The sequence below is a fragment of the Bifidobacterium leontopitheci genome, from assembly GCF_009193355.1.
Classification (GTDB): Bacteria; Actinomycetota; Actinomycetes; order Actinomycetales; family Bifidobacteriaceae; genus Bifidobacterium; species Bifidobacterium leontopitheci.
This window is the reverse complement of record NZ_WBVT01000026.1, coordinates 1-24,132: the sequence shown is the minus strand read 5'-3', so window position 1 is coordinate 24,132 and position 24,132 is coordinate 1. Positions and strand designations below refer to the sequence as shown.

Genomic DNA, 24,132 nt, shown 5'->3' with positions numbered 1-24,132 from the left:
GGCGGCGCTAATCATCGAGCCCATCGGCGGCGCATCCCCAGCGCAAGATATTACGGATGAAGCGCCCGTTTTCCGTAAATCCTTGCGCCCGCATGTGGCCGCACCATCCGGCACCATCACCTGCATTATTCGGCGGCCGGCTCGATCCGCACAATCCGTGCGCCGAGCCGCTCCACGATATCCTGGTGATGCGTGGAGATCAGCACGGTCTTGCCGGCGGCGACGAACGCTCGCAACACGTCGACCACAATGTCGGTGTTACGCTCGTCGAGACCGTCGGTCGGCTCGTCCAGCACGAGCAGGTCGGGATTGAGCGACAGGCAGCAGGCGATGGCGACGCGCTTCTTCTCGCCGCCCGACAGCCGGTACGAAGCTCGCCCGCGCAACCCCTCCAGCCCGAACAGCGAGACGACATCATCCACCCTTCGGGACACCTCGTCTTCCGGCAGCCCCATCTGCATCGGACCGAACGCGATCTCCTCCTCGACTGACGGACAGAACAACTGGGTATCCGAATTCTGGAACACGAATCCCACATGCTGATGCAAAGACTTGGCGAACGCACTGTTGCGCCGCTCGACGGCCGCGCGCTCGACCGGCACACCACCCAGCCGGTACGTGCCGGCATCCGGGAACTCCAGAGCGTTGACGATCCGCATGACCGTGGTCTTGCCGCTGCCGTTCGGTCCCAGCAGCGCCACGCATTCGCCGCGCGCGATCGTCAGCGAAAAGCCGCGCAGCACCTGCCGCACCGAACCACCACCGACCCCTCGATACGAAAAATCGATGTCGTGCAGCTCGATCAACGGGTCACCGTCGAACATCGCCGCCTCCTTTCCCGACTCATGATACCGGGATTGCCTGCCGGGAGCGACCGCGCCGGATAGCTGGATATGTCCGCCTCAGCCGCGGCATCGCGATCTGCCGCACCGCAACCCATGCGCCGCAGCCTGCACCCGCGCGCCCGCACCCCGCGCACCGCTCACCCACACCCCGCTCACCCGCAGTACACGGCGAAGGCGACCATCATCACGACACCCACCGCATAGCAGCCGTTCGCCCACGTCAGCCACGGCTCGCGGCGCACGCGATACCGGCCGGAAAAGCCGCGGCACACCATCGCCTCAGCCATCTGCCGCGCCTGCGTATGCGCCCGCAGGAACAGCACGCCCAGCAGCCGTCCGGCCGACATCAGCTTGGCCCGGTCTCGTCCGACACTGCGTAGCCGCAACGCCTCCAGCAACTCGACCATCGACCGTCCGAGCACGTCGACGAACTGAATCGTCACATCACACACGTACACCACGGCGTTCGGCACGCCCAGCGCACGCAGGCCGCCGATCAGCCGGTTCCACGGCACGGTGAGCGCAAGCACGGCCACCGGCGTCACCGACACGAACGCGCGCACAACCAGCCGCATCGGCGCACTGTACTGGCCGACGAACACGGCCGGCAACGCGACAGCCAAGCTGAGCAGACAGACGGCCAACGCCGGTTTGAGCAGTGCGACGATCAGCGACGCCGGACGCACGGCCAGCGACACGAGCACGACCGCGAGCATGACGTAGGCGAACAGCATGTTGCGTGTGAGTCCGGCGCAGAGGATCACCGCGAGCACGCCGACAAGACGCAGCGCAGGAGACACGGCGCACAACGCGCGGTCGAGCGGACTGCGGTCGAGCGGCATCGCGGCGCCGACATCGGCGAGCATGCCGCCAAGGTGCGTCAGGTTGCGGCCGATGAACGACGAGCGGTCGCGCGGCGGACGATAGTCTTCCGACCTGCGTAGCCAGTCCGGGAGCGCAAGCGGCGGCGCTGCGGGGTGCGGACCAGCTTGGGATGCGGCGGCTGGCGACGATACTGACGACAGCGCTGTTGACGACAACGCTGCTGACGACGCAACGGACGACGCCGCAGCCGCTTCGCCGTAGCCGAACGGCCGCCGGTCGGCCGACTGCGCGTTCCCGGCCGGCGTCATCCGGGCAGACGGTCGCGCGATCATCAGGCGGCGCCCCTCCCGGCTTGCGCGCTGCGGCCGCCCCGCGCGGCGGCGGCCAGCAGACGGAAGACGATGGTCAGCACCGCGACGCCGATCACCGCGGACAGCACATAGCCGGCCGCATCCGGCAGGCCGCGCAGCGAATAGTCAGGCAGCAGCGCGTTCCACGTGAAACCGTGCGCGATGTACTGCGGCACATAGTCAAGTCCCGTGGCGGCCATGAAATCCTCGGCTCCCCACTCGCCCCACGCATCGCCGGCGGCCAGCAGACCCAGCGGCGAGAGCAGCGCGACGACCGCCAGACCGATGCGCAGCGCACGGCGACGCAAGCCGACGCGCGAACCGCCACTGCGAACGGCGTCACTGCGCGAATCATCACTGCGGACGGCACCACTGCTCGAATCGCCGCCGCGCAAACCGCCGCCACGCAAGCCACCGCGGACATCAGCCACGCCCGACCCAGCGGAGCCGCGCACACCGCGAGCGCCGGCGACCGCAGCAGCCGGCCGCACGGCACCCGCGACCGCGTCCGCACCCACAACAGCACCCACAACAGCACCCACGCCAGCTCGCGCCGAAACGTCACCATCCGCGCCTGCCGCCTCACCGGCCGTCGCCCGCGTCCCCCACGCGCGCACGGCCTCCGGCGCGGCGTCGCGCACGAATCCGACCACCACGACCGTGATCAGCCCTTCGACCACGCCGGCGACCGCCAGGTGCGGAATCAGCATGGCGGGCACCGTCACCGCAATCGGGAACGGAAAGTACAGCGCCTGGCCGTTCGCGGCGCGGAACAGCAGCGGCTGCACGCCCAGTTCCAGCGCAACGCACAACGCCGCCGCGCACAAACCAACGTATCCGCCGGCGAACGCGCCCACACGGTCGGCCAGGCGGTTTCGCGCCGCACGCCGATCACCGCGCACACCCAGCGCACCCAGCCGTCGCACACCGGCCGCCAGCCCATACGCGACGAACGGCAGCACGACCGCCATGTTGAAGCAGTTCGCACCCAACGTCAGCAGGCCGCCGTCGCCGAAGAGCAGCGCCTGCAGCAGCAACGCGACCGACACTGCGACCGTCGCGTACTGAGGCCCCAGCAGCAACGCGATGAGCGCGCCGCCGACGCCGTGGGCCGTGGTGCCGCCGGGCGTGGGCACGTTGAACATCATGACGAGGAACGAGAACGCGGCTCCGGCGCCGAGATACGCCATGCGTTCCGGCGTCGCCTCGCGCATCACGGACCGCAGGCACAGCGCCCAGATGGGGATCATGACCACCCAGAAGACCGCCGAGGTGGACGGCGAGATGAAGTTGTCGGGGATGTGCATCGCGAGCGTGAGCGTGCCGTCGGACGGCAGCGTCGTCGCGGGGACGTCGATCATGGGTTCCTCCGTTCGTTGGGCTCGCGTCTTCGGGGTGGCGCCGCCGCGTGGCGTGGAGGTCACGCGGTTGCGCGGCATCGGCGTGACGCGGGAATGGTTATGTCATAGCACACTTATGATTCGGCGGCGGGGAGGTCGTCCGGCAATCGGCGGCAGGGCGGAGGGGCGTGTGCGCCGGATTACGAAAGGCCGAGGCGGCGGCGTTCGCGAATGACGGGCGCCGGGCATGAAACCACGGAGTTTTGGGCGGTATTCCGTATTCTTAGGAGCAGTGTCTGGCCGCCGTACGGCAAACGCCGTCGATGCGGCCGCGAAAACGGCGCGATTCCAACGCTCTTCCGCACGCAATGACTCCGCGTACACACGACGGGAACCTACGAATACGGAATATGCCTCGGCGCAGGCCGGTTCTGCGGCCGCGGCCGGCTGCGGAATCGGCAACCTCTCCCGTGCCACCGCTCCTAGCCGAGGCCCCGCGATCCACACAGCGCCCCGAAGCGCCGCGTTCCACGATGTGAGAACGCCGGCAACCCGCGGGAACAGCGGGCTTTGCGGCTTGCGGCCGGCTTTGGCGTGCGCCTGTTACATTGGGGCGCGATGCGCGCACCTACACTGTTACGCAACCGCCGCCCGGCCCGACGGCGCAGGCGATGACAGCGGCAGACGGCCACAGGCAACGACAACAGAAGGAGCGCGGATGATAGCCAAGGAAATCACCGGGAACATCATCGACAACCCGCCGAACGACGGCAAGCTGAGCGTGCCGATCGAATTCGACTGGTTCGAGACCGACAAGAAGCGCATGCGCAAGGTCGCCGAGGACGGCACCGAGTTCGGTGTGATGGTCGGCCGGACCATCAAGGACGGCGATGTGCTGGCCGAGACGGACGACAAACGGTATTTTGCGCGGATCCGCACCGCGCAGCTCATCGAGATCCCGGTGAGCACCATGAAGGAGATGGGCCGCCTGTGCTTCGAGCTGGGCAACCGGCATCTGAGCCTCAAGGTCGAAAACGACCGCGTGCTCGTGCCGTACGACCATCCGACGATGGAGTACACGAAGAAGATCGGCTTCGAGCCGCGCATCATCGAGGGCGGGTTCGACGGGTTCCTCATCGTCAAGGCGCACGCCGGTTCGGGCACGATCGTGCCGGGCACCGGCAAGACCACCGGCGATCTGGCCGAGGAGGAGCAGGAGGCCGAGGCGGACGCCGCGTTCGCCGGCGAACAGGCCGCGGGGCATCTGGACGTGCACGCGCACGCGGCGGACGAGACGGACGCGGCCGACGGTCACGATGATCGTCATGCGCACGATCACGGCGACCACGCGCACGGCCATCATCACCACATCGTCGAAGAGCCGAACGTGGACGCCGACCACCCATACCAGCTGAAACCCGGCGAATACGAGACGAACGGCGTGCTGCACCGGCCGGACGGCTCGCACAGTCACGACGGCGGCCGTACCTGGCACACCCACTGAGCCGCCGGAGCTTCGGCCGGGTGCCCCAATCGTCGCCCCGAGCGGATCGTCGCCCGACGCAGGACTCTCGTCACTCCCCCGAGGTACGTCGGCGCCGCAGCCATCCGGCACCGCAGCAGCCCACCGCACAGCCAACCACAGAACAGCCGGAAGGATCATATGGACGTCAACGAGACCGAGTCGCGCAGGCTCGCCATGCTGCAGGTGTGCGACAGTGTGTTCCCCGTGGGTGCGTTCGCATTGTCGAACGGCATGGAGACGTTCGTGCAGCGCGACTTTCTGCGGCGCGGCGCGGATTTCGAGCAATATATGAAGAACTATCTCGAGGTCGCGCCGTACAAGGAGATCGGGCAGATGGCGCTGGCCGGACGGTATGGCGTCGAGGCGCGCGAGTCCGGCGGCACAGTGTCCGGCGACACAGTGTCCGGCAGTGCAGTGTCCAACGACGCAGTGTCGGACGATGCGGCGTCCGGCGAGCGGCTGGAGCGGCGGCTCGTCGAACTGGACGAGCTGGCGAGCGCCCTGCAGTCGGCGCGCGAGATCCGTGAGGGCAGCGAGCGCATGTGCACGCGGCTCATCAAGCTTGTGCGGCAGATGGATGCGGCGGACCGCGCGGCCGGCCATACGACATGGGCGTCCGCCACCGAACGAGCGTCCGCCGCCGCGGCCGGGTCCCCTTTGCTGGACCGGTACGCGAGGCTGATCGGCGAGGGCCGTTGCCGCGGCGTGCACGCGATCGCGATGGGACTGTACGCGGCCGACCATGCGCCTGACGTGCGTGACGCGGCGATCATGTACGGCTATTCGCTGCTGAGTGCGTTGACGATGTGCGCGGCGAAGGCGATTCCGCTCAGCCAGTACGCCGGCCAGGTGGCGTTGCATGACTCGTTTCCGCGGCTGGTGCAGGCGGTGGATGTCGCGATGATGTTGGAGCCCGACGACCTCGGCATTTCCGGCGCCTACCTCGACATCGCCGCCATGCAACACGAAACCCTCTACTCGAGGCTCTACATGAGCTGACCAATCCCAATCCCCTCCCAATCCCCTCCCCTCAAAACCGGGACCGGCGACGTCGCACCCAGCGAGGTGGCTGTGGGCGGTGGATATATGATGCTCGACCGTAGGCTTGGCCGAACGGCCTTGAGTGTGTCGAGCATCATATATCCACCGCCCACAGCCACCGTTCCCCGCACCGTCAACAACCCAAAACCACACACCCACACAACCCAACCCAAAGGAGAACCCACATGTCATACGTACGCATCGGTGTCGCCGGCCCCGTCGGCTCCGGCAAGACCGCGCTCATCGAGCGTCTCACCCGCAAGATGGCCGACGAATACAGCATCTGCGTGGTCACGAACGACATCTACACGAAGGAGGACGCGGAGTTCCTGATCGAGCACAGCCGTCTCTCGCCTGACCGGATTGTGGGCGTGGAGACGGGCGGCTGCCCGCACACTGCGATCCGCGAGGATTGTTCGATGAATCTGGAGGCGTGCGAGGCGATGGCGGCCGCGCATCCGGACGTGCAGATTATGTTCGTGGAGTCGGGCGGCGACAACCTGTCGGCTACGTTCAGCCCGGACCTTGCCGATGCGACGATCTATGTGATCGCCACGGACGAGGGCGACAAGATTCCGCGCAAGGGCGGTCCGGGCGTGACGCGCTCGGATCTGCTGGTGATCAACAAGGCCGATCTTGCGCCGCTCGTGCACGCCGACCTGGATGTGATGGCGCGCGACAGCAGGAAGATGCGTGGCGACCGTCCGTTCGTGTTCACTGACCTGATGGGCGGCGCCGGCGTCGATGAGGTGACCGACTGGATCAAGAAGTCGGTGCTGTTCGAGGACATGTGACCAGCGCGGCGACATGCGGCTGTTCGGGTACGATTCGTCAGGATTTTTTGACCGAACGTACCCGGACCACCCCACCCGAGCACGGTCCGTTCGGTTTTCACAACGGAACGTACCCGGACCAGCATCCACGGGTACGATTCGTCAGAATTTCCCAACCGAACGTACCCACAGCAGTCCTACGAGTACGTTCCGTCAGGATTTCTTGACCGACCGTACCCGGACCACCCATCTTGAGTACGGTTCGTCGTGAATTCCTGACGAACCGTACTCGTAGCAGTCCATCCGAGTACGGTTCGTCAGAAAATCCAAACGGAACGTACTCGTGGCGGCGAGACGAACGGCATGAAACGGAGGAGATATGGGCAGCAGCACGTTCCGTCTGCGCACGGCGTTCCGGCATGGGCGCACGAAGGTCGACGACGTGTATTTCGAGGCGCCGTTCAAGCTGATGACCCCGTTCGAGGACGGCCGGCACACGGATTTCATCGTGATGCTCGCCTCACCGGGGTTCCTCAAGGGTGACGAGGCGCATATCGCCATCGAGTTCGGCGCGGGCACGGACTCGACGATCCGCACGCAAAGCTACGAGAAGGTGCTGGACACGGCGGACGGTTCGGCGTCGCGTACCATCGACCTGACCGTGCACGACGGCGCGACGGCAGTGTTCCTGCCGTTCCCGGTGATTCCGTTCCGTGGAAGCTCGTTCGAGAACCGGACGGTCGCGCGCATCGCGCCCACGTCGACGTTCGTGTACGCGGATGTGGTGACGTGCGGCCGCGTCGGCATGGACGAGCGGTGGGCGATGCGGCGGTTCGCGAACCGTCTGCGCGTGGTCGTGGCCGGGCCGTCAGACGACGGCGAGCCGCGCGGCCGGCTGGCGTTCGCCGACCGGATGCTGCTGGAGCCTGACCGGTTCGATTACGGCGAGATGGGCATGTGGCGGTCGTTCACCCACTGCGGCGTGCTGTACGCGCATGTGCCGCACGGCACCGGCGACGACGCCGCCCGCATCGCCGCCGAGGATGCGCTGATCGAGCGGATTCGCAGGCATGCCGACGATATCGGGTTCGTGGGCGAGCTGGGCGTGAGCCGCGCGGTCGAGGGAATCTGCCTGCGCGTGCTCACCGGGCGCGGCGATGACGCGTTCGACTTCATCAAGGATGTGGCCGGCATGGTCACCGACGGCGAACAGTGACGCCGGCCCGTCACACTGTCGTGATGCCGCCCCGGCGTCACGCTGCCCGCCCGAGCAGTGTGACGCACGCGCGTCGCCCCTTGGAAATACTGGGGTTCTCGCCCCACGTCACGCTGTCCGGGCGGGCAGAGTGACGGGAAACCGCGTGGAACCGGGTCATGGCCGGCGCCACTGCGCACTGTTCGCATCAGCCAGTGAACTATGTCACATTTCAGGCAACATTCAGGTTACGGTAACGTTCTCGACAGCACCTGCCGGTTACGCTCGAACCAGTTGGGCATACTGAATCGATACATCATCATCCACAAGGAGAACCGCATGAAAGCGCACGCAACCCGCATACTCGTCGCGGCCGTGGCCGGTCTGGCCGTGATCGCCGACGCCTTCCTACTGTTCGTCAAACCGCACCAGCAGACCGCGACCGCCAGCCAACCGACGACCACTACCAGCGGCAGCGGCTCGGCCCAGAGCAACGCGGACTCGTCGGGCAGCGCCGACGCCTCGACCGTCGGCGCGCTGCAGGACGGCACGTATACAAGCGTCGCCTCGCCGAACGCCTACGGGAAGATCCAGCTTGAGGTGAAGGTCGAAGGCGGCAAGATCACCTCCATCACCACGCTGCAGGCCCCCAGTGAGGGCCGCTCGCAGTCCATCAACGCGCAGGCGCTGCCCGAGCTGACCAGCAGGGCGATCAGCGCGCAAAGCGCCGACATCCAGTTCATCAGCGGCGCCACCGAAACCTCGACCGCGTTCGTCAATTCGCTACAGGACGCCATCAACCAGTCCATCAACGCCGGGCAGTAGCCCTATCAGGCGGTAATCTCACCGATCAGCGGCCTAATCACCAACTAAAACAGACAAACACTGCACTCACGACCTATTATCGGGATACGTTTCCGCCATCACATGCCAACGTTTCGAGATGTGGGTGTTTCGTTTGGCGGAATACGTGGAGACCGGATTACGACGACCGCCCAAAAACGGCTTGATAAAGCCGTTTCTACGATTTTCCACGCACCGCATCACCACCAACAACCACAAACAAAACACCCACATCTCCGATTGGCGCCCTCGCGGGCACCCGATTCCGCGAAAACCAGCGGCGTTGCAGTGGTCAGCCGCGCCCAGCGGCCAGCCATCCCGGCCATAGCCGCGCCATCGCATCCGTCCGCCCGCAGCCAGCCGCCTCGCACACCAGTCCACCCGTCGACCGACAACCAAGGAGCCGCATATGCCACAGATTCAGGCACGGGTCATCCACGCGATGACCATCCCGTTCACTGTGCAACTGGTCACCGGCCCCGGCACGACCGGCACCGACGCAACTGCCCCTGACGCGACCGCGCCCCATGCCGCCGGCCGCAGCGCAACCGCACCCGCCGCCGCATCCACCACGCCCACCGCCCCACCCGCGCATCCCACAACCGGCACCGGCAGCCCGTCGTCTGCTCCGACGCCGGCCCTCTCGCCGCTGCTCGACTCCGTCATGCCGAAGATTGCCGCATGGCTCGACCACGTGGACCGCGCGTTCTCGCCATTCCGTGCCGATTCGCTCGTCGGCCGCGCCCGCCGCGGCGACTGGTCCGCACTGCTGACCGACCCGGAATTCGCCGAGGTGTACGCCCTCTGCCAGCAGGCGAAACGGCTGACCGGCGGCGCGTTCGACTCGATGCACGCCGGCGTGTACGATCCGACCGGCATCGTCAAGGGCTGGGCCGTGCAGCGCGCGTTCGAGCGGTTCCTGCAACCGCTGATCCGTGACGGGCAATGCGAGGCGGCGGCGATCGGCGGAGGCGGCGACATCCAGACCGGGGTGGCGGAAACGAGCGGTTTCGTCTGGCGCATCGGCGTGGAGAACCCGTTCCGCACCGGCCGGACATCGCCGTTGCACGGTTCGGCGAGCCCTCGCTCCGAGGCGTCGATCCCACTGGAAGAGACCGCACTGGCCGCAACCAGCGCAAACGCCGGCGTCGACGGCGTGACGGCCCGATCTGACAGCTATTCACGCGGCCAGACACGCTCCGGCGCAACCGCCACGCCCGCCGACGGCGCCTTCCCCACGCTGTGCACGGTGTCGCTGCGCAACGCCGGCATCGCCACCTCGGGCACGGCCAAGCGCGGCGAGCACATCACGCGCCGCGATCACGGCCTCGCGCAGGCGACCGTGATCGACGCCGAGCTCATCTTCGCCGACATGTGGGCGACCGCGGCGATCAGCGCCGGCGAGGCCGCGTTCCGCGAATCCACCGCCCGCAGCGGCGGCGATGTCACCGCCATCCTGGTCGGCACGGACCGCAGCATCGGCCATGTGCCCTGACCGCCGCATAGCCGCCGCACAGCCGCCGCACACCAACCATCAACCACAACACCCATCAACCCCCTTCCGAGGAAACCATGAAACATCTCAACACCGCCGTCGCCCTGGCTTGGGCGGTCGTGCTGTTCATCGTGCCGCTGCCGTTCCTGACCACGCTCGCGGCCGGGCTGCCCGCGCTGTACACGTCGTCGCTGTTCGGCATCGAGCTCGGCGTCGTCGCCTACACGTGGATGCTCGCCGCCGTGTATCTCGCCTGCCGCCCACGCTGGGTGGACCGCACGATCGGCCTGCCGACCATGTACATGATCCACGGCATTCTGGCGATCCTGGCGATCGCGCTGGCCATGGCCCATCAGTTTCTGCTGCCGGGCGCGGGCGAGCTGATCGGCCTGACCGGTCACACGGGCCTGTACCTGTTCACCGCGGTGGCCGTGTGGTCGCTGGTGTTCATGGCCGGCTGGCTGACCGCCCGCGTGCGCTGGCTGGCGGCGGTGAAGCACGCGTTGGAGCGCGCGTTCCGCCATGAGTTGAGCGTGTGGCTGCACCGGCTGAATCTGGTGGCGATCGCGTTGATCGTGGTGCATGTGCATGTGATCGACTACATCGCCGCGATCAAGCCGTTCCTGCTGCTGTTCGACGCGGCGACGATCGTCGTGTTCGCGTATTACGTGTGGTCGATGATCGACCGGCGTGCGTATGCGTGGCGTGGCCGCGTGGCGTCGGTGCGGACTATCGCCGACCGTGTCACCGAACTGCGCGTGAGCCTTGACGGCGCCCGGTCCGGCGACGTGCGTGCGCTGTGCTGGGAGCCGGGCGATTTCGCGTTCATCGCGTTCCCCGGCGAGCGCGGCATGCATGAGTATCATCCGTTCTCGCTGACCAATTCGTTCGCTGGGTCCGCCAACGGTCGTGCCGCCGCCGTGCCGACCATGGATTTCGCGATTCGCGCGGACGGTGACTTCACCACGCGGCTGGCGTCGCTGCGGCCGGGCGCGGACGTGCGCGTGATTCCGCCGTACGGCCGGTATGCGCAGTTCATCCGCGAGCACGATGCGGCCGGCAAGGCCACGCCGTTGGTGCTGATCGGCGGCGGCATCGGCATCACGCCGCTGATCGGCGTGCTGCGCGCGGCCAGCGGCACCGGCCGGCTTGTGGATTTTCTGTACACCGCGCGCGGCGAGCGCGACGTCATCTACCGTCAGTCGTTGGAGCGGCTCGGCGCGGCCGACGCGCACACCCGTGTGCGTATCGCGACCAGACGACCGGATGAGGCGACCATCGCCGGCATGGTGCGGCCGGGTGCGATCTATCTGGTGGCCGGACCTCACGGCATGATCGCCTTCGTGCGCAAGACGCTGCTGCGTCATGGCGTCCGCGCCGACGACATCTACTACGAGCCCTTCGCCATGTGAGCCGGCTCCACGCAACCCCCTGTCGCACCCCTGTCGCACCCCTGTCGCGCACATCCCCGCGCGCAAACCCCGTCACTCTGCCCGGGCGAGCAGAGTGACGTTGGGACGCACCAAACACGACGAGGCCCGGGGCCTTCGCGCGGAGTGACGAATCACTCCTCACGCGAAGGCCCCGGGCCTCGTCGTGCGTTACGGCGGGTTTGCCGTCCGGCGGTCAACCCCACCGGACGGCAAACCCGACCGACCCCAGCTGACCCGGACGGCCGCAATCAACCGGCCGGATCAGCGGTGGCCGGATCAGCGGTCGGCGTGACGGCCGCCGCGGCGACCGGTCAGCACCACGGCTGCGACTGCGGCCATGATCATCGCGGCGAGCGCCAGGACGGTCACGGACGCACCGGTGACGGACAGCTTGCCGCCGTTCTGTGAGCCGTTGGCGCCGTTCGCAGAACCGTTGGAGCCGTTGCCGTTACCGCCCTGGTTGCCCTGGCCGGAGCCCTGGCCACCCTGGCCGCTGTTGTTGCCGTTGCCGCCGTGGTTGGTCTCGGCCTTCTTCAGGCCGCTGATCGCGTCCGTCAGCTTGGCGAGCGCGTCGTCCACGGCCTGCTGGCTGGCGGTGTCGTCGGCGAGCACGGCTTCGGCGTTCTTCAGCGCCTCGGCGAACGGTTTCCACGAATCCGCCGTGTAGTCGGCCTGCTTGTAGGTCTTGGCTTCGGCGATCTTCGTGTCGAGCGCACCCTTGTCGGCCGTGACGGTCACGGTCGCGGCGGCGGACTCGACTTCGGCCGTGTTGCGGTCGACGCCGAGCGTCGTGGTGACCTTGACGCGGTAGCTGCGGGCGCCGGTGGTCTTGGTGTCGGCGGTGAACGTCGGCTGCGTCGCGTCCTTGACGGGCGTTTCGGCGCCGTTCGCACCGACCTCGACCCACTGGTAGCGCAGCACGGCGCCGTCCTGTGCAGCGGCGGCGTCCACGCTCAGCGTGGCCTGCTCGCCGGTCTTCACGGTGACGGACTTCGGCTGGCCGTTGATGGTCGCGGCCTTGGCGCGTTCGAGCACGGTGACGACCGCGGTCGAGCTGGTCGCGGAGGCGGTCAGGCCGCTCTCGTCGGTGGCGGTGACCGTCACCGAGTACCGGTGCTCGCCGAGCGCCGCGTCATCGGCCGTCGCCACCGTGTAGGAGGCGTCGGTCGCGCCGTCGATGGCCTTGCCGTCGCGGTACCACTGGTAGCTCAGCTTGGCGTTCGGCTGGCCGTCCACGGCCGCCGCGACGGTCAGCTTCGCGTCGCCGTCAAGCTCGCGCACGAGCGTGACCGGCTCGGTGGAGAGGTCGGTGGTGAAGGTCGGAGCGACGGCCTTGCCCAGCGTCGCGGAGGCGGTGAGCATGGTGGCGTCGCGGACCTCGACCTTGATGGCGGTCAGGTCGTCCGGCACGGTCCACTCGTAGGTGGCGTCGCCGGACCAGTCGCGCACGACCTTGGTGGTGCCGTCGGCCGCAGGCTGCACGAAGCGGTACTGCTTCGCGCCGTCCACGCCGCCGACGCCGGCCGCGGTGACCTTGATCTTGGCGCCCGCGGTCAGCTGGGAGCCGTCCGCGGCCTTGAGGCTGACGGACAGCGGCGTGTACTCCTTGAGCTTGGAGGCGTCCACGCCGAGCTCCTTGAGCTTGGCCTGCATGAGCGTGTAGCCGGCGCTCTTCGCGGGGGCGTACACGGTGATGGCGGCGGGGTCGATCAGGCTGGCGTTGGTGTTGAACGCCTTGAGGTCGTCCGGCACGACGAGCGTGTCGGGCACGCCGCCGTTGGTCATGTTCAGCGTGGTCATGCCATGGCCGAAGTACGCGGTCTCGCTCATGCCGCCGTACGTGTAGCTGTCGTTGTACACGCCGTCGACGCCGCCGCGCACGATGAGGTGCTTCGGCGCGATCGCGTTGAACGTGTTCTCGGCGATGGTCTTGATCTTGGTGCCGAAGTCGGCGACGTCAAGCTCGGTGCCGTTGAAGCCGTCGACCTGCTCGAGGCTGTCGGGGAAGGTGATCTCCTTGAGCGCGGTGTCGTTGTTGAACGCGTTCGTGTCGATGACCTTGAGGCCTTCGGGCAGCGTGATCTTCTCGAGCGCCGTGTTGTTGAGGAACGCGGCCTTGTCGATCTGCACGGTGCCGGACTTGACCGTGTACTCCTTGAGGCCGGCCGCCGGGGCGGACAGCAGCACGTGGAGGCCGTCGTCACGCTTGCCGTAGACGACGTTCTCCTCGGCGGAGAGCACGGGGTTCTTGTCGGAGACGGTGATGGTCTTCAGCTTGGAGCCGGCGAAGATGGTGCCGATTTCCTGCGTGAAGCCGGCGCCGATGTGCAGGCTGACGATCGGCGCGCCGGCGAAGCCGAGGTTGCCGACTTCGGTCAGCGAGTCGGGCATCGTCACGTCGGTCAGTCCGGTGTCGTAGAAGGCGCCGTCACCGACCGTGGCCAGACGGTTGAGATCGGTGCGCATGTCGACCTTGCTCAGCAGGCTGTCCTCGTAGAACACCTGCTCGCCGAGGGTCGTCGTGCCGCCGAGGTCGGCGCTGCGCAGCGCGGTCGCCGACGAGAACGCGTAGCTGTCAAGCGTTTCGAACTTGGCCGGCAGCGTCAGGTCGGTGAGGTGGCTGTACATGAACGAGGACTTGCCGAGCGTGCGCAGCGAATCCGGGAACGTGACCTTGGTCAGGCCGCTGTTCGAGTAGAACGCGCCGTCGGCGACGGTCTCGGTGCCGTCGGGCACGGTGTAGGACGTGTCTGCGGAGAGCTTGTTCGGGTAGGCGACGAGCGTCTTGCCGGCCTTGTCGTACAGCACGCCGTCCTTCGAGCTGAAGTTCACGGTGCCGTCGGGCACGGTGATGGTCTTCAGCGCGAGGTCGCCGGAGAACGCCTTGGTCAGCGAGCCTGCGGGCAGGTTGCGGCCGATGGTGACGTCTTCGAGCGTGTCCATGCCGATGAACGCGGTCTCGCCCAGCTGGGTGACCGAATCCGGGATGGTCAGCGAGGTGACGCCCGTGTAGCTGAACGTCTGGCTGCCGAGCGACTTGAGGCCGTCGTTGAGCTTGACGCTCTTCACCAGCGCGTTCGAGGTGAAGGCGCTGGAGCCGAGGGAGATCAGCGTGGACGGCATGGTCAGGTCGGTGAAGGAGTCGCCCATGAAGGCGCTGTCGCCGATGGTGGTCAGTGCCGGGGGCAGCTGCGCGTCGGTGACGGTGCCGTCGGCGTGGCGCAGCTTGAAGCCGCTCAGGGAGCCGGCCTGCATGAACGCGCCGGCGTCGATCACGGTGACCTTGTCGGAGACGGTGACGTCGGTCAGCTGCGAGTCGGACTGGAACGCGGAGGCGGGGATCTCGGTGATGCTGTCGGGCAGGGTCACGGAGGTCAGGCCGGAGGCGCGGAACACGTTCGGCTCGATCGAGGTGACGCTGTCAGGCAGGGTGATGGAGGTCAGGGCCGTCGCGTAGCCGAACGCGGAGTCGCCGACGCTCTTGAGCTGGCTCGGCTCGTCCTTCGTGTCGACGAAGTTGACCTTGGCCAGCTGGGTCGCGTTGAGGAACGCGGCCTCGCCGATGCGCGTCACGCCGGCCGGGATGGTGACGGAGGTGATCGAGGCGTTGGAGAACGCCTGGTCGCCGATGCTGGTCACGTTGTCCGGGATGGTGACGTCGCCGCCCTTGCCCGTGTAGGAGACGAGCTTGCCGTTGGCGTCGATGTCGAAGTCGCCGTAGTCCTGCGGGCGGGAGCTGACGGCCAGCGTGGCCTTCTTGCCGTCCACGGTCGCGGTGACCGTCGTGTCGCCGAGCTTCTTGCCGGCGGTGACGGTCGCCGTCTCGCCGGCGGCGTCCTTCGCCTTGACGGTGGCGATCTTCTCGTCGGCGCTCGTCCAGGTGATGGTCTTGCCGGCGAGCGAGTCGGCGAGGATCGCGCTCACGTCGCCGCTGTCGCCGAAGGAGAGCGAGAGGCGGTCGCGCGAGAGCACGATGCCGGTCTCGGCGCTCACGGGCGCGACGGTGACGGTCGCGGAGGCCTTGAGCGACGGGTTGTCCTTCGAGGCGACGGTGACCGTGGCGGTGCCGGCCGCGACGGCGGTCAGCGTGCCGTCGGCGGCGGCCTTGACGACCTTGTCGTCGGAGCTGGTCCAGACCAGATCGGTCTCGGTGGCGTTGGCCGGCTCGTAGCTGGCGGTCAGCTTGGTCTGCTGGCCGGGGGCGAGCGTGAGCTTGTCGGACGGCAGCGTGAGCTTCGTCATGGCGACCGGGTTGACCACCGCGTCGGTCTCGGGGCTGGCGGTCAGACCGTAGTCCCAGGCGTACAGCGGCAGCTTGTTCGGCAGCTCGCCGGTCATGCCGGCGCTCTGCCAAGCCTGCTCAAGGTCGGCGACGCTCACCGTGAAGTCCCACGTGCGGGTGCCGTCCGCGTTGGTGCGGGCGGGGTCCTTGGCGAGCACACGGTAGAAGTACTGCTTGGACGCCGGGTCGTGGAAGTCGATGCCGGCCAGCCACGTGTTGTCGGTGACGGAGAACGTGAACGTCTTCGCGTCGCCTTCGCCGTTGAGCTTGAAGTCGGTGATCTTCGGCGCGGTGGTGTCGTACGTGAACGTGTACTGCTGGCTGCTGGTCCTGGAGTCGGGACCGTCGCTGGCGGCCGTCTCCTCGACCGTGTACTGGCCTTCGGGCAGCTGCTTGCCGTCCGCGTCGGTGCCGTCAAACTTCGGCTTGTCATTCATCTGCAGCTCGGCGTAGGTGATCATGCCGGCGGACGCGAGGTACGTGGACTTCGACATGTACTTGGTCTTGTACGTCTTCACAGTCTTGCCCGCGGAGTCCTTGTACGCGTAGTCGAGCGTCTTGGCGTTGCGCAGCAGGCCGGTGACGGGCAGCAGGCTGTTGGGCGCGCCGCTCTCCTCGGAGTTGGACACGACGAGCTTGCTCGGGTCGGGGTACTGCACGTCGCCTTCGGGGTCGGACGAGCCGTCGTCGAGCGGGTTGAGGCCCAGGTAGGTGCCGGTGGTGCCGTTGACGACGCCGGACGCGAAGATGTGCGACGCCTCGTCGCCGGTCTTCCACACGGGCGCGTCGAAGATCGGGGACTTGCCCCAGTCGCCGTAGAAGCCGACGTAGGGGGCGCTCAGGTCCACGCCGCCGTCGGCGGCCTTGAACATGGTGAAGCCGTCGACGAACGTGCCGTTCGGGGTGTTCGCGGAGACGAAGTCCTTGAACGCCTTGCCGGCGGTCACGGTGACGGTCACCTTGGCGGTGCCGCCTGCGGGCACGGTCACCTTGCCGTCCTTCACGTCGCCGGAGTAGGCGACGTCGATGCCGTTGCCGGTCCAGTTCTTCTCGGTGAGCGTGTACATGCCCTGGCTGACGTTGCCGCTGAGGGCCACGGCATCGGGCGTGAACTCATGCGCCTTGGAGCCGAGGTTGTGCAGGGTCAGCGTGTAGGACCACGTGCCGTCCGTGTTGGCGCCGAGCTCGCCCTTCGGACGGGCGGCGTCGGACGTCTTGTCGGAGGTCAGGTACACGTCGCTCGTGGTCGCCGCCTTGACGTCGGCGAGGCCGGAGCCCTGCTTGCGCGGCGAGTAATAGCTGCCCTTGACGGACGGGTCGGCGACCGGCTTGGCGGTGCTCATGAGCATCGTGGTGGTCATGTCGCCCTGCTGCTTGGCGTTCAGGCCGGAGAACTTCTTGTCGGCCTGGATGTACTCGTGCAGCTGCGCGGTGATGCCGGCCATCTGCGGGGTGGCCATCGACGTGCCGGACATGTACTCGTACTTGTTGCCGGGGATGGACGACCAGATGTCGCCGCCGGGGGCGGTCACCTCGGGCTTGAGCTGCAGGTCGGAGGTCGAACCCCAGCTGGAGAAGCTGCTCATCGTGTAGTCGGTCGCGGCCGCAGTGGTCAGGCCGTTCTTGATGGTGATGGTCTTGTCGGTCGCGGCGACGAGCTTCTTGCCATCGGCCTGGCTGATCATGACGGCCGGGATGGTGGTGTTCTCGACGGCGGGTGCGCCGAGGTCCTCGTCCTGGTTGTCGTAGAAGATCACGGCGGCCGGCTTGAGCGGGGCCACGGCGGTCACCTTGCTGTCGAAGGTGATGGTCTCGCCGTTGGCGCCGCCGCGCTTGAACAGCACGAACTTGCCTTCGAGGCCGTTCGGGTTGTCGGCCTTGAGCTTGGCGATGTCGTCGGCGGTGCCGATGCCGCCGTCGACGTACTGGTACTTGCCGCTCTTGAGGTCGGAGAACTGCGGCAGCTCGATGCCGGCGCTGGACTGCGCGTTCATGTAGGGGACGACCGAGTTGTCGGGCGCGTAGAAGGCGGGGTCGCCCTGCGCGTTGTCGATGCTGGCCACGGAGAACGAGTCGGCGAACGTGCTCGGCGTGCTGATGGTGCTGATGTCGGCGTCGGAGGCGTACGGCAGGTTGATGCCGGTGGCGTTGTAGTAGCCGGCGCTGAACGCGTTGCCGGCGGCCACGTTGAGGGTGATGCCCTCGTCGCGCAGCGTCTTCATCGCGTCGCCGAACACCTGGGAGGACTCGTCGGTGAAGCCGGAGTCGGAGCCGAACGACATGTTCACGGTGTCGGGCTTGAGCACGGCGGCGTCGTCGATGGCGGCCAGGATGGCCGGATCGGGCAGTTCGCCGGTCTTGTCGCGGCCGATCTTGAACATCATGAGCTGCGCGTCGGGCGCGGTGCCGCGGATCTGGCCGGAGTTGGCGGTCGCGATGCCGGCCACGTGCGTGCCGTGCTCCATGCCGGACAGCGAGCTCGGGTTCACGTCGTTGTCGTTGTCGGCGTAGTCGTAGACGTAGGGGATCTTGTCGCTGATGTACTTGCCGTGGCCCACCTGCTTGATGAGCGCTTCGGCGTCGGCCTTGGTCTCCTTGACGGTCTTCTCGTCAAGCTTGCCCTGGAAGGCCTCATGGTCGGTGTCGAGACCGGTGTCGATGACCGCGACGACCTGGCCCGCGCCTTTCTCGGACACCTGGTCGGCCTTGGTCATGTCGAGCGAGGACTGGTTCTTCGGGATGTCCTGGTCGGTGTCGTCCTTCGGGATGGCGTGGCTCTGCGCGATGAACGCGCGCTTGACGCCGGCCATCTTCTGGATCTGCGGCAGCAGCGAGGCGGGCGCCTTCACGGCGAAGCCGTCGATCGCGTGCCAGTAGTCGTATTCGGACTTGAAGGTCGGCTGCGCGGCCTTCTCGCCGTTCTCCGCGGTCGTCGCCGGCATCGAGGCGACGAGGTTGCGGATCTGGTTCTTCACATAGTCGTGGCGGTCGCCCTGCGAGACGCCGAACAGCGAACGGTACCACGGGATGCCCGGATTGCTGCCGTCCAGCTGGACGATGATGGTCTTGTTGCCCTTGGGCAGCGTCGACGTGCCCAGGGTGACTTTCTTCTTGTTGTCGGTGCTGCTCGCCTTGCCGTTGAGCGGCTTGAGCAGCGCGTCGGTGTCGGCGTCGTCGGACGCGGTCGCCTTCACGCCGTTCTTGGCGGCGTTGATGGCACCGGGAGCCTTGGAGGATTGGGTCTGGCCGGCCGCAGGCGCGTTCTGTGCGCCCTGGGCGGCGTCATCGGCCATGGCGATGTTCATCGGCACCAGCATGCTGCCGGCGGCGATCATCGCGGCGACCGAACGGACCCCCTTGGAGAAGTGGGTTGACATTCTCTTCCTTTTGTCTGTCTTTCCTTGACGCCGGCGGCCAGCCCGATTGCCAGGCATGGCCGCCGGCAAACAACGAGGGCACGTGGCCGTTCAAACGTCACGGCCACGTGCCCTCGAAATTCATGCTTAACGGTAACGAGTCAATCAGCGTTTTCACTGTTTCGCGTCACTATGTGAACGTTCTCTTGCGTTTTTCTTCGGAATTCTTTCAGGTTTTCGCGGTCCCGTTCCGCCGCGCGTCGGAACTTTTCCCATGCGGCAGTGGGGTTGCGGGGCGCTCGGCCGACGAACGACCGCAGCCGTACGCAGCCCCACGCACGCCATTGCGCGCTCGGCCACGTGCGCTCGGCCACGTGCGCTCGGCCACGTGCGCTCGGCCACCGCGGTCGGCCACCGCGGTCGTATCGCACACCACGCGCCGCACACTTGCCGCACACGCCGCACTTGCCGCGGCGGAATTCGCCGAGAATTCACCCTATGGCCGTGGCCCGGCCGCGCGAGGAACGTAGTCTGAAAGTGAACGTTCCATCAGCCAAGGAGGCACCCATGTCGGACGTTTCCTATCATGTCGACCTCGACTTCGACAGGTTCAAGAACATCTATCTTGCGCAGAACGCACGGTACATGCGCAAGACCGGCATCGGCGCGGCGGTAGTCGGCGCCCTGATGACGGCCGGCGGCGTTGCGATGACCATCAGCTCGGCGTCGGACAAGGAATCCTGGTACGTGCTCGTCACCGGCGTGGCGCTGCTCGCGTTCGGCATCGCGATGACCGTGCACCCGTTCACCTCGTTCGGCTCGCGCAAGGGCGAGGTGTACCAGTTCTTCGCGCTGTTCGGCGCGCCGGTGACCGGACGCGAGCCGCTGGCGTCGCTGCGCGTCGGCTTCGACGTGAGCGTGCAGGACTACGGCGTCGAGTTCCGGCTTGCGGACGGCACGACGCCGCGCATGCCGTGGGTGGCGCTGCTCGCGAAACCCATCGCCGTGGGCTTCGGGACCGTGTTCGCCGGCGACGACGGCAAGAACAGCTCACTGCTGTACAACATGCTCGGCGTCAACGCCTACCTGCGCGAGGGGCTTGAGGCGCTGCCGCTGATCGTGACCGCGCAGGCGGAGCAGTCGTATCCGGGACTGACCGCCGAGGTGTCGCGCCGCATCGCCGACGCCCAGACCAAGTTCGGCGCCAACGGCAACGCCAAGGGCGGCCCCGAGGCGCAGGCGATCATCGCCTGGATGGACGCCACCAACAGCAAACTCACCAACTGAGCACGCGGCTACCCCTCAGTCAGCCCCGTTGACAGCTCCTCTCACAAGGGGAGCCAAGCGAGCACTATCCCGCCTCTCTCGCCCCCTCGGTGGAGGGCCGAGCCGTCAACGACCGTCCCGCTCCTTGGCCCCCTCGGTGGAGGGGCTCCCGCGTAGCGGGTGGGGGAGCGCCACCCGCTTCACAACGGAACGTACTCGCACATCCATTTCGAGTACGTTCCGGCACGGATAAAACGACCGACCGTACTCGGATTACCCATCCCGAGTACGTTCCGGCACGGATAAAACGACCGACCGTACTCGGACCGCCTGTCCCGAGTACGGTCGGTTGGCAGAACGCAACGGAACGTACTCGTAGGGGGTGCTTCGAGTACGTTCCGTCAATAATCGCAGGCGCCGGCACGGCCACAGGACGTGACTGGAGCGAGCACACCCGCGTTAGAACAGGAAGTACCGCTGCGTCAGCGGCAGCTCGTACGCCGGCTCCGAATGCACCAGCTCCCCGTCGACCGTCACCTGGAACGTCTCCGGATTCACCTGGATATCGGCGAGCACGTCGTTGAACTTGAGATCCTTCTTGCCCACCGTGCGGCAGCCGTGCACCGGCAGCACCTGACGCTGCAGCCCAAGCTTGCCTTTGATATCGTCGTCGATGGCGGCCTGCGAGACGAACGTCGCGCAGCTCGAGCCGAGCGCCCGTCCGAGCGCGCCGAACATGTCGCGATAGTACACGGGCTCCGGCGTCGGAATCGACGCGTTCGCGTCGCCCATGCGCGAGTAGGCGATGGAGCCGCCCTTGATGACCATCTCCGGCTTGGCGCCGAACATGGCCGGCTGCCACAGCACGAGGTCCGCCATCTTGCCGACCTCGACGGAGCCGACGTAATCCGCGATGCCGTGCGTGATGGCCGGGTTGATGGTGAACTTGCTCACGTACCGCTTGACCCTGAAGTTGTCGTTGCGGTTGCCGTCGTGAGCGTCCTCCGGCAGGGGCCCGCGCTGCTTCTTCATCTTGTCGGCGGTCTGGATGGTCCTCGTGATGACCTCGCCCACGCGGCCCATGGCCTGCGAGTCGGAGCTCATCATCGAGATGATGCCCATGTCGTGCAGCACGTCCTCCGCGCCGATCGTCTCGGGGCGGATGCGCGAGTCGGCGAACGAAATGTCCTCGGGAACATTGCGGTCGAGGTGGTGGCAGACCATCATCATGTCGAGATGCTCGTCGACCGTGTTGCGCGTGAACGGCATGGTCGGGTTCGTAGAGCTCGGCAGCACGTTCGGGAAGCCGGCCGCGCGGATGATGTCGGGCGCGTGACCGCCGCCCGCGCCTTCGGTGTGGTACGTGTGGATCGCGCGCCCTTTGAACGCGGCGATCGTGTCCTCCACGCAGCCGCCCTCGTTGAGCGTATCCGTGTGGATGGCCACCTGCACGTCCATCTCGTCGGCCACGCCGAGGCAGGTGTCGATGACGGCCGGGGTGGATCCCCAGTCCTCGTGGATCTTCAGGCCCGCGGCGCCGGCGCGGATCTGCTCGCGCAGCGGCTCGGGGCTGGAGTCGTTGCCCTTGCCGAGGTACGCGATGTTGACCGGCAGCGCTTCGGCCGCCTCAATCATGCGTGCGAGGTGGAACGCGCCCGGGTTGCAGGTGGTGGCGTTGGTGCCGTCGGCCGGTCCGGTGCCGCCGCCGACCATGGTGGTCACGCCGCCGGCGAGCGCGGTGCGCACCTGCTGCGGCGAGATGAAGTGGATGTGCGTGTCGAGTCCGCCTGCCGTGACGATGAGGCCTTCGCCGGCGATGGCCTCCGTGCCTGAGCCGACCGCGAGTCCGGGAGTGACGCCATCCATGGTCTGCGGGTTGCCGGCTTTGCCGATGGCCGAGATCTTGCCGTTCTTGATGCCGATGTCGGCTTTGTAGATGCCTGTCCAGTCGACGATGAGCGCGTTGGTGATGACCGTGTCGGGTGATTCGGCGTCGAGCTGCACGGAGCTTTGCCCCATGCCGTCGCGGAATGACTTGCCTCCGCCGAACTTGAGTTCGTCACCGTAGTGCGTGCAGTCCCGTTCGACTTCGATGATGAGGTCGGTGTCGCCGAGGCGCACGCGGTCGCCCGTCGTCGGGCCGAACATGCCCGCGTAATCCTTGCGTGTAATCGTTCTGCTCATTGCTCAGCCCTCACATCCCCAGGAATCCTTGTTCTTTGGCTTTGACGAACGCCGCCTCTTTGACGACCGGGTCGTCGAGCTGTCCGTCGACGAGACCGCTGAACCCGTGGATCTCGCGCGTGCCGGCGATATCGATGAGGTGGACGCGGTGCGATTCGCCCGGTTCGAAGCGCACGGCGGTTCCGGCGGGGATGTCGAGCCGCTTGCCATAGGCGGCCTTGCGGTCGAATTTCAAGTATTTGTTGACTTCGAAGAAGTGGAAGTGGGAGCCGATCTGGATGGGCCGGTCGGCGGTGTTGACCACGTCGAGTTCGATGCTGTCGCGGCCTGCGTTGATGGTGAGGTCGCCGTCGGCGAAGAAGTATTCGCCCGGCTTGAGTTTCTCGGTCGATTCGATGGGATTGTGGACGGAGACGAGCTTGGTGCCGTCGGGGAACGTTGCTTCGACTTCGACGACGTCGATCATCTCGGCCACGCCGTCCATCACGTCCTCGGGTTTGAGCAGCGTGCGACCGTACTGCATGAGTTCGGCGACCGTCGCGCCTTCACGTGCGCGCTCGACGCATTCGGAGCTGATGAGCGCCACCGCCTCCGGATAGTTGAGTTTCACGCCGCGGTTCTTCCGCTCCTTGGCAAGCTCCCCCGCCTGATGCAGCAGCAGCTTGTCGATCTCTCGTGGTGTCAGTCTCATCGGACCCCCATCGCTGTCGGTTAGCAATTACCGGCGATTCTAAACCCCCAATGACACCGTCACGTTTCAGGAAACCGTATGCTGGCATATCATCACCCGACACATGAAACCGTTTGCGAAGACCATTTGCGTCAATGCTTTGGCAGGCAACACGGCTTTATCATGCACCGATGACCGGCGACGATTTCGTCTGCTCAGCAATCGGTATCTCCCATGCAGTACGCCGCGTGCAACGGTACGCTGCGGATGCCGTTGTCGATGCCGAAATGCTTGGTGGACAAGCGTACGGCCTGTTCCGGAGCGTACTTGCTCCGATATGCTGACAGGCTACGCGATTGGGTGTTGTCAGATGGTTTCAACTCGACCGGCACTTCGACGGCGTCGACCTCCATTTGCATGGCGAAATCAACCTCTGCAGTTGCGCTGCCGGTCGAGTACCGTATCCATCGTATTGGGTGTGTCACGCGGGCCGTGCCGGCATGAGCGAGGCCGTTCTGGGTTTGGATATGGTTGAGGCCTTCCGGGAGCTTTGCTCGACCGGAAGGCCTCAATCCAACGGTGAATGCGGCGGCGTGCTACTCTCCCACACCCTCACAAGTGCAGTACCATCGCCGTGCCAGGCCTTAGCTTCCGGGTTCGGAAAGGGACCGGGCGTCTCACCTGGGCCATGGCCGCCGCAAGAATTCGA

15 protein-coding genes and 1 rRNA gene are annotated in these 24,132 nt (G+C 66.6%); 9 read left to right on the top strand and 7 right to left on the bottom strand.

The annotated features are described in order from the left end of the window. Positions 1 to 125: 125 nt before the first annotated feature. The 3 genes from F7D09_RS08005 to cbiM all read right to left on the bottom strand — a co-directional run bounded on the left by F7D09_RS08005 (position 126) and on the right by cbiM (position 3,381). Complete coding sequence (locus F7D09_RS08005) at positions 126 to 824, bottom strand: energy-coupling factor ABC transporter ATP-binding protein (protein WP_152234873.1); 699 nt, start codon at positions 822 to 824, stop codon at positions 126 to 128. A 173-nt stretch (positions 825 to 997) separates the two neighbouring features. After that, positions 998 to 1,978 carry an energy-coupling factor transporter transmembrane component T gene (locus F7D09_RS08000; RefSeq protein ID WP_193312391.1) on the bottom strand — a complete coding sequence of 327 codons (981 nt, stop codon included), beginning with the start codon at positions 1,976 to 1,978 and terminating at the stop codon, positions 998 to 1,000. Positions 1,979 to 2,001: 23 nt separating this feature from the next. Then, positions 2,002 to 3,381, bottom strand: a complete 1,380-nt coding sequence (gene cbiM / locus F7D09_RS11185; protein ID WP_193312390.1) for a cobalt transporter CbiM — start codon at positions 3,379 to 3,381, stop codon at positions 2,002 to 2,004. Between the two features lie 697 nt (positions 3,382 to 4,078). Between cbiM and F7D09_RS11460 the strand changes: the two genes are divergently transcribed. The 7 genes from F7D09_RS11460 (at position 4,079) to F7D09_RS07960 (ending at position 11,644) form a co-directional block, all read left to right on the top strand. Beyond that, positions 4,079 to 4,864 carry an urease accessory protein UreE gene (locus F7D09_RS11460; RefSeq protein ID WP_226836124.1) on the top strand — a complete coding sequence of 262 codons (786 nt, stop codon included), beginning with the start codon at positions 4,079 to 4,081 and terminating at the stop codon, positions 4,862 to 4,864. 159 nt (positions 4,865 to 5,023) lie between these two features. Beyond that, positions 5,024 to 5,884, top strand: a complete 861-nt coding sequence (locus F7D09_RS07985; RefSeq protein ID WP_152234871.1) for an urease accessory protein UreF — start codon at positions 5,024 to 5,026, stop codon at positions 5,882 to 5,884. A gap of 227 nt (positions 5,885 to 6,111) precedes the next feature. Further along, positions 6,112 to 6,720, top strand: coding sequence for an urease accessory protein UreG (ureG, locus tag F7D09_RS07980; RefSeq protein WP_152234870.1), 609 nt, complete (start codon positions 6,112 to 6,114; stop codon positions 6,718 to 6,720). A gap of 358 nt (positions 6,721 to 7,078) precedes the next feature. Beyond that, positions 7,079 to 7,915, top strand: coding sequence for an urease accessory protein UreD (locus F7D09_RS07975; protein ID WP_152234869.1), 837 nt, complete (start codon positions 7,079 to 7,081; stop codon positions 7,913 to 7,915). A gap of 318 nt (positions 7,916 to 8,233) precedes the next feature. Continuing rightward, on the top strand, positions 8,234 to 8,719 hold the full coding sequence (locus tag F7D09_RS07970; RefSeq protein WP_193312389.1) for an FMN-binding protein: 486 nt from the start codon (positions 8,234 to 8,236) through the stop codon (positions 8,717 to 8,719). Positions 8,720 to 9,146: 427 nt separating this feature from the next. Beyond that, positions 9,147 to 10,232 carry an FAD:protein FMN transferase gene (locus F7D09_RS07965; protein ID WP_152234867.1) on the top strand — a complete coding sequence of 362 codons (1,086 nt, stop codon included), beginning with the start codon at positions 9,147 to 9,149 and terminating at the stop codon, positions 10,230 to 10,232. Between the two features lie 77 nt (positions 10,233 to 10,309). Beyond that, positions 10,310 to 11,644, top strand: a complete 1,335-nt coding sequence (locus tag F7D09_RS07960) for a ferric reductase (protein WP_152234866.1) — start codon at positions 10,310 to 10,312, stop codon at positions 11,642 to 11,644. Between the two features lie 297 nt (positions 11,645 to 11,941). On the opposite strand, the gene F7D09_RS07955 is transcribed toward F7D09_RS07960, so the two are convergent. Then, a complete protein-coding gene (locus F7D09_RS07955; protein ID WP_193312388.1) occupies positions 11,942 to 19,324 on the bottom strand; it encodes a leucine-rich repeat protein in 7,383 nt (2,460 codons plus the stop codon). Between the two features lie 546 nt (positions 19,325 to 19,870). On the opposite strand from F7D09_RS07955, the gene F7D09_RS07950 reads away from it, so the two are divergent. Then, a complete protein-coding gene (locus tag F7D09_RS07950; RefSeq protein WP_152234864.1) occupies positions 19,871 to 20,590 on the top strand; it encodes a hypothetical protein in 720 nt (239 codons plus the stop codon). 438 nt (positions 20,591 to 21,028) lie between these two features. On the opposite strand, the gene ureC is transcribed toward F7D09_RS07950, so the two are convergent. Both ureC and ureA read right to left on the bottom strand, forming a co-directional pair. Beyond that, positions 21,029 to 22,753, bottom strand: a complete 1,725-nt coding sequence (gene ureC, locus F7D09_RS07945; protein ID WP_152234863.1) for an urease subunit alpha — start codon at positions 22,751 to 22,753, stop codon at positions 21,029 to 21,031. Between the two features lie 10 nt (positions 22,754 to 22,763). Continuing rightward, positions 22,764 to 23,444, bottom strand: a complete 681-nt coding sequence (gene ureA / locus F7D09_RS07940) for an urease subunit gamma (RefSeq protein ID WP_152234862.1) — start codon at positions 23,442 to 23,444, stop codon at positions 22,764 to 22,766. Between the two features lie 170 nt (positions 23,445 to 23,614). On the opposite strand from ureA, the gene F7D09_RS11180 reads away from it, so the two are divergent. Further along, positions 23,615 to 23,767, top strand: a complete 153-nt coding sequence (locus F7D09_RS11180; RefSeq protein ID WP_193312387.1) for a hypothetical protein — start codon at positions 23,615 to 23,617, stop codon at positions 23,765 to 23,767. A gap of 239 nt (positions 23,768 to 24,006) precedes the next feature. Here the strand turns inward: F7D09_RS11180 and rrf are convergent. Further along, positions 24,007 to 24,123, bottom strand: a 5S ribosomal RNA gene (gene rrf / locus F7D09_RS07930). Positions 24,124 to 24,132: the final 9 nt, after the last annotated feature.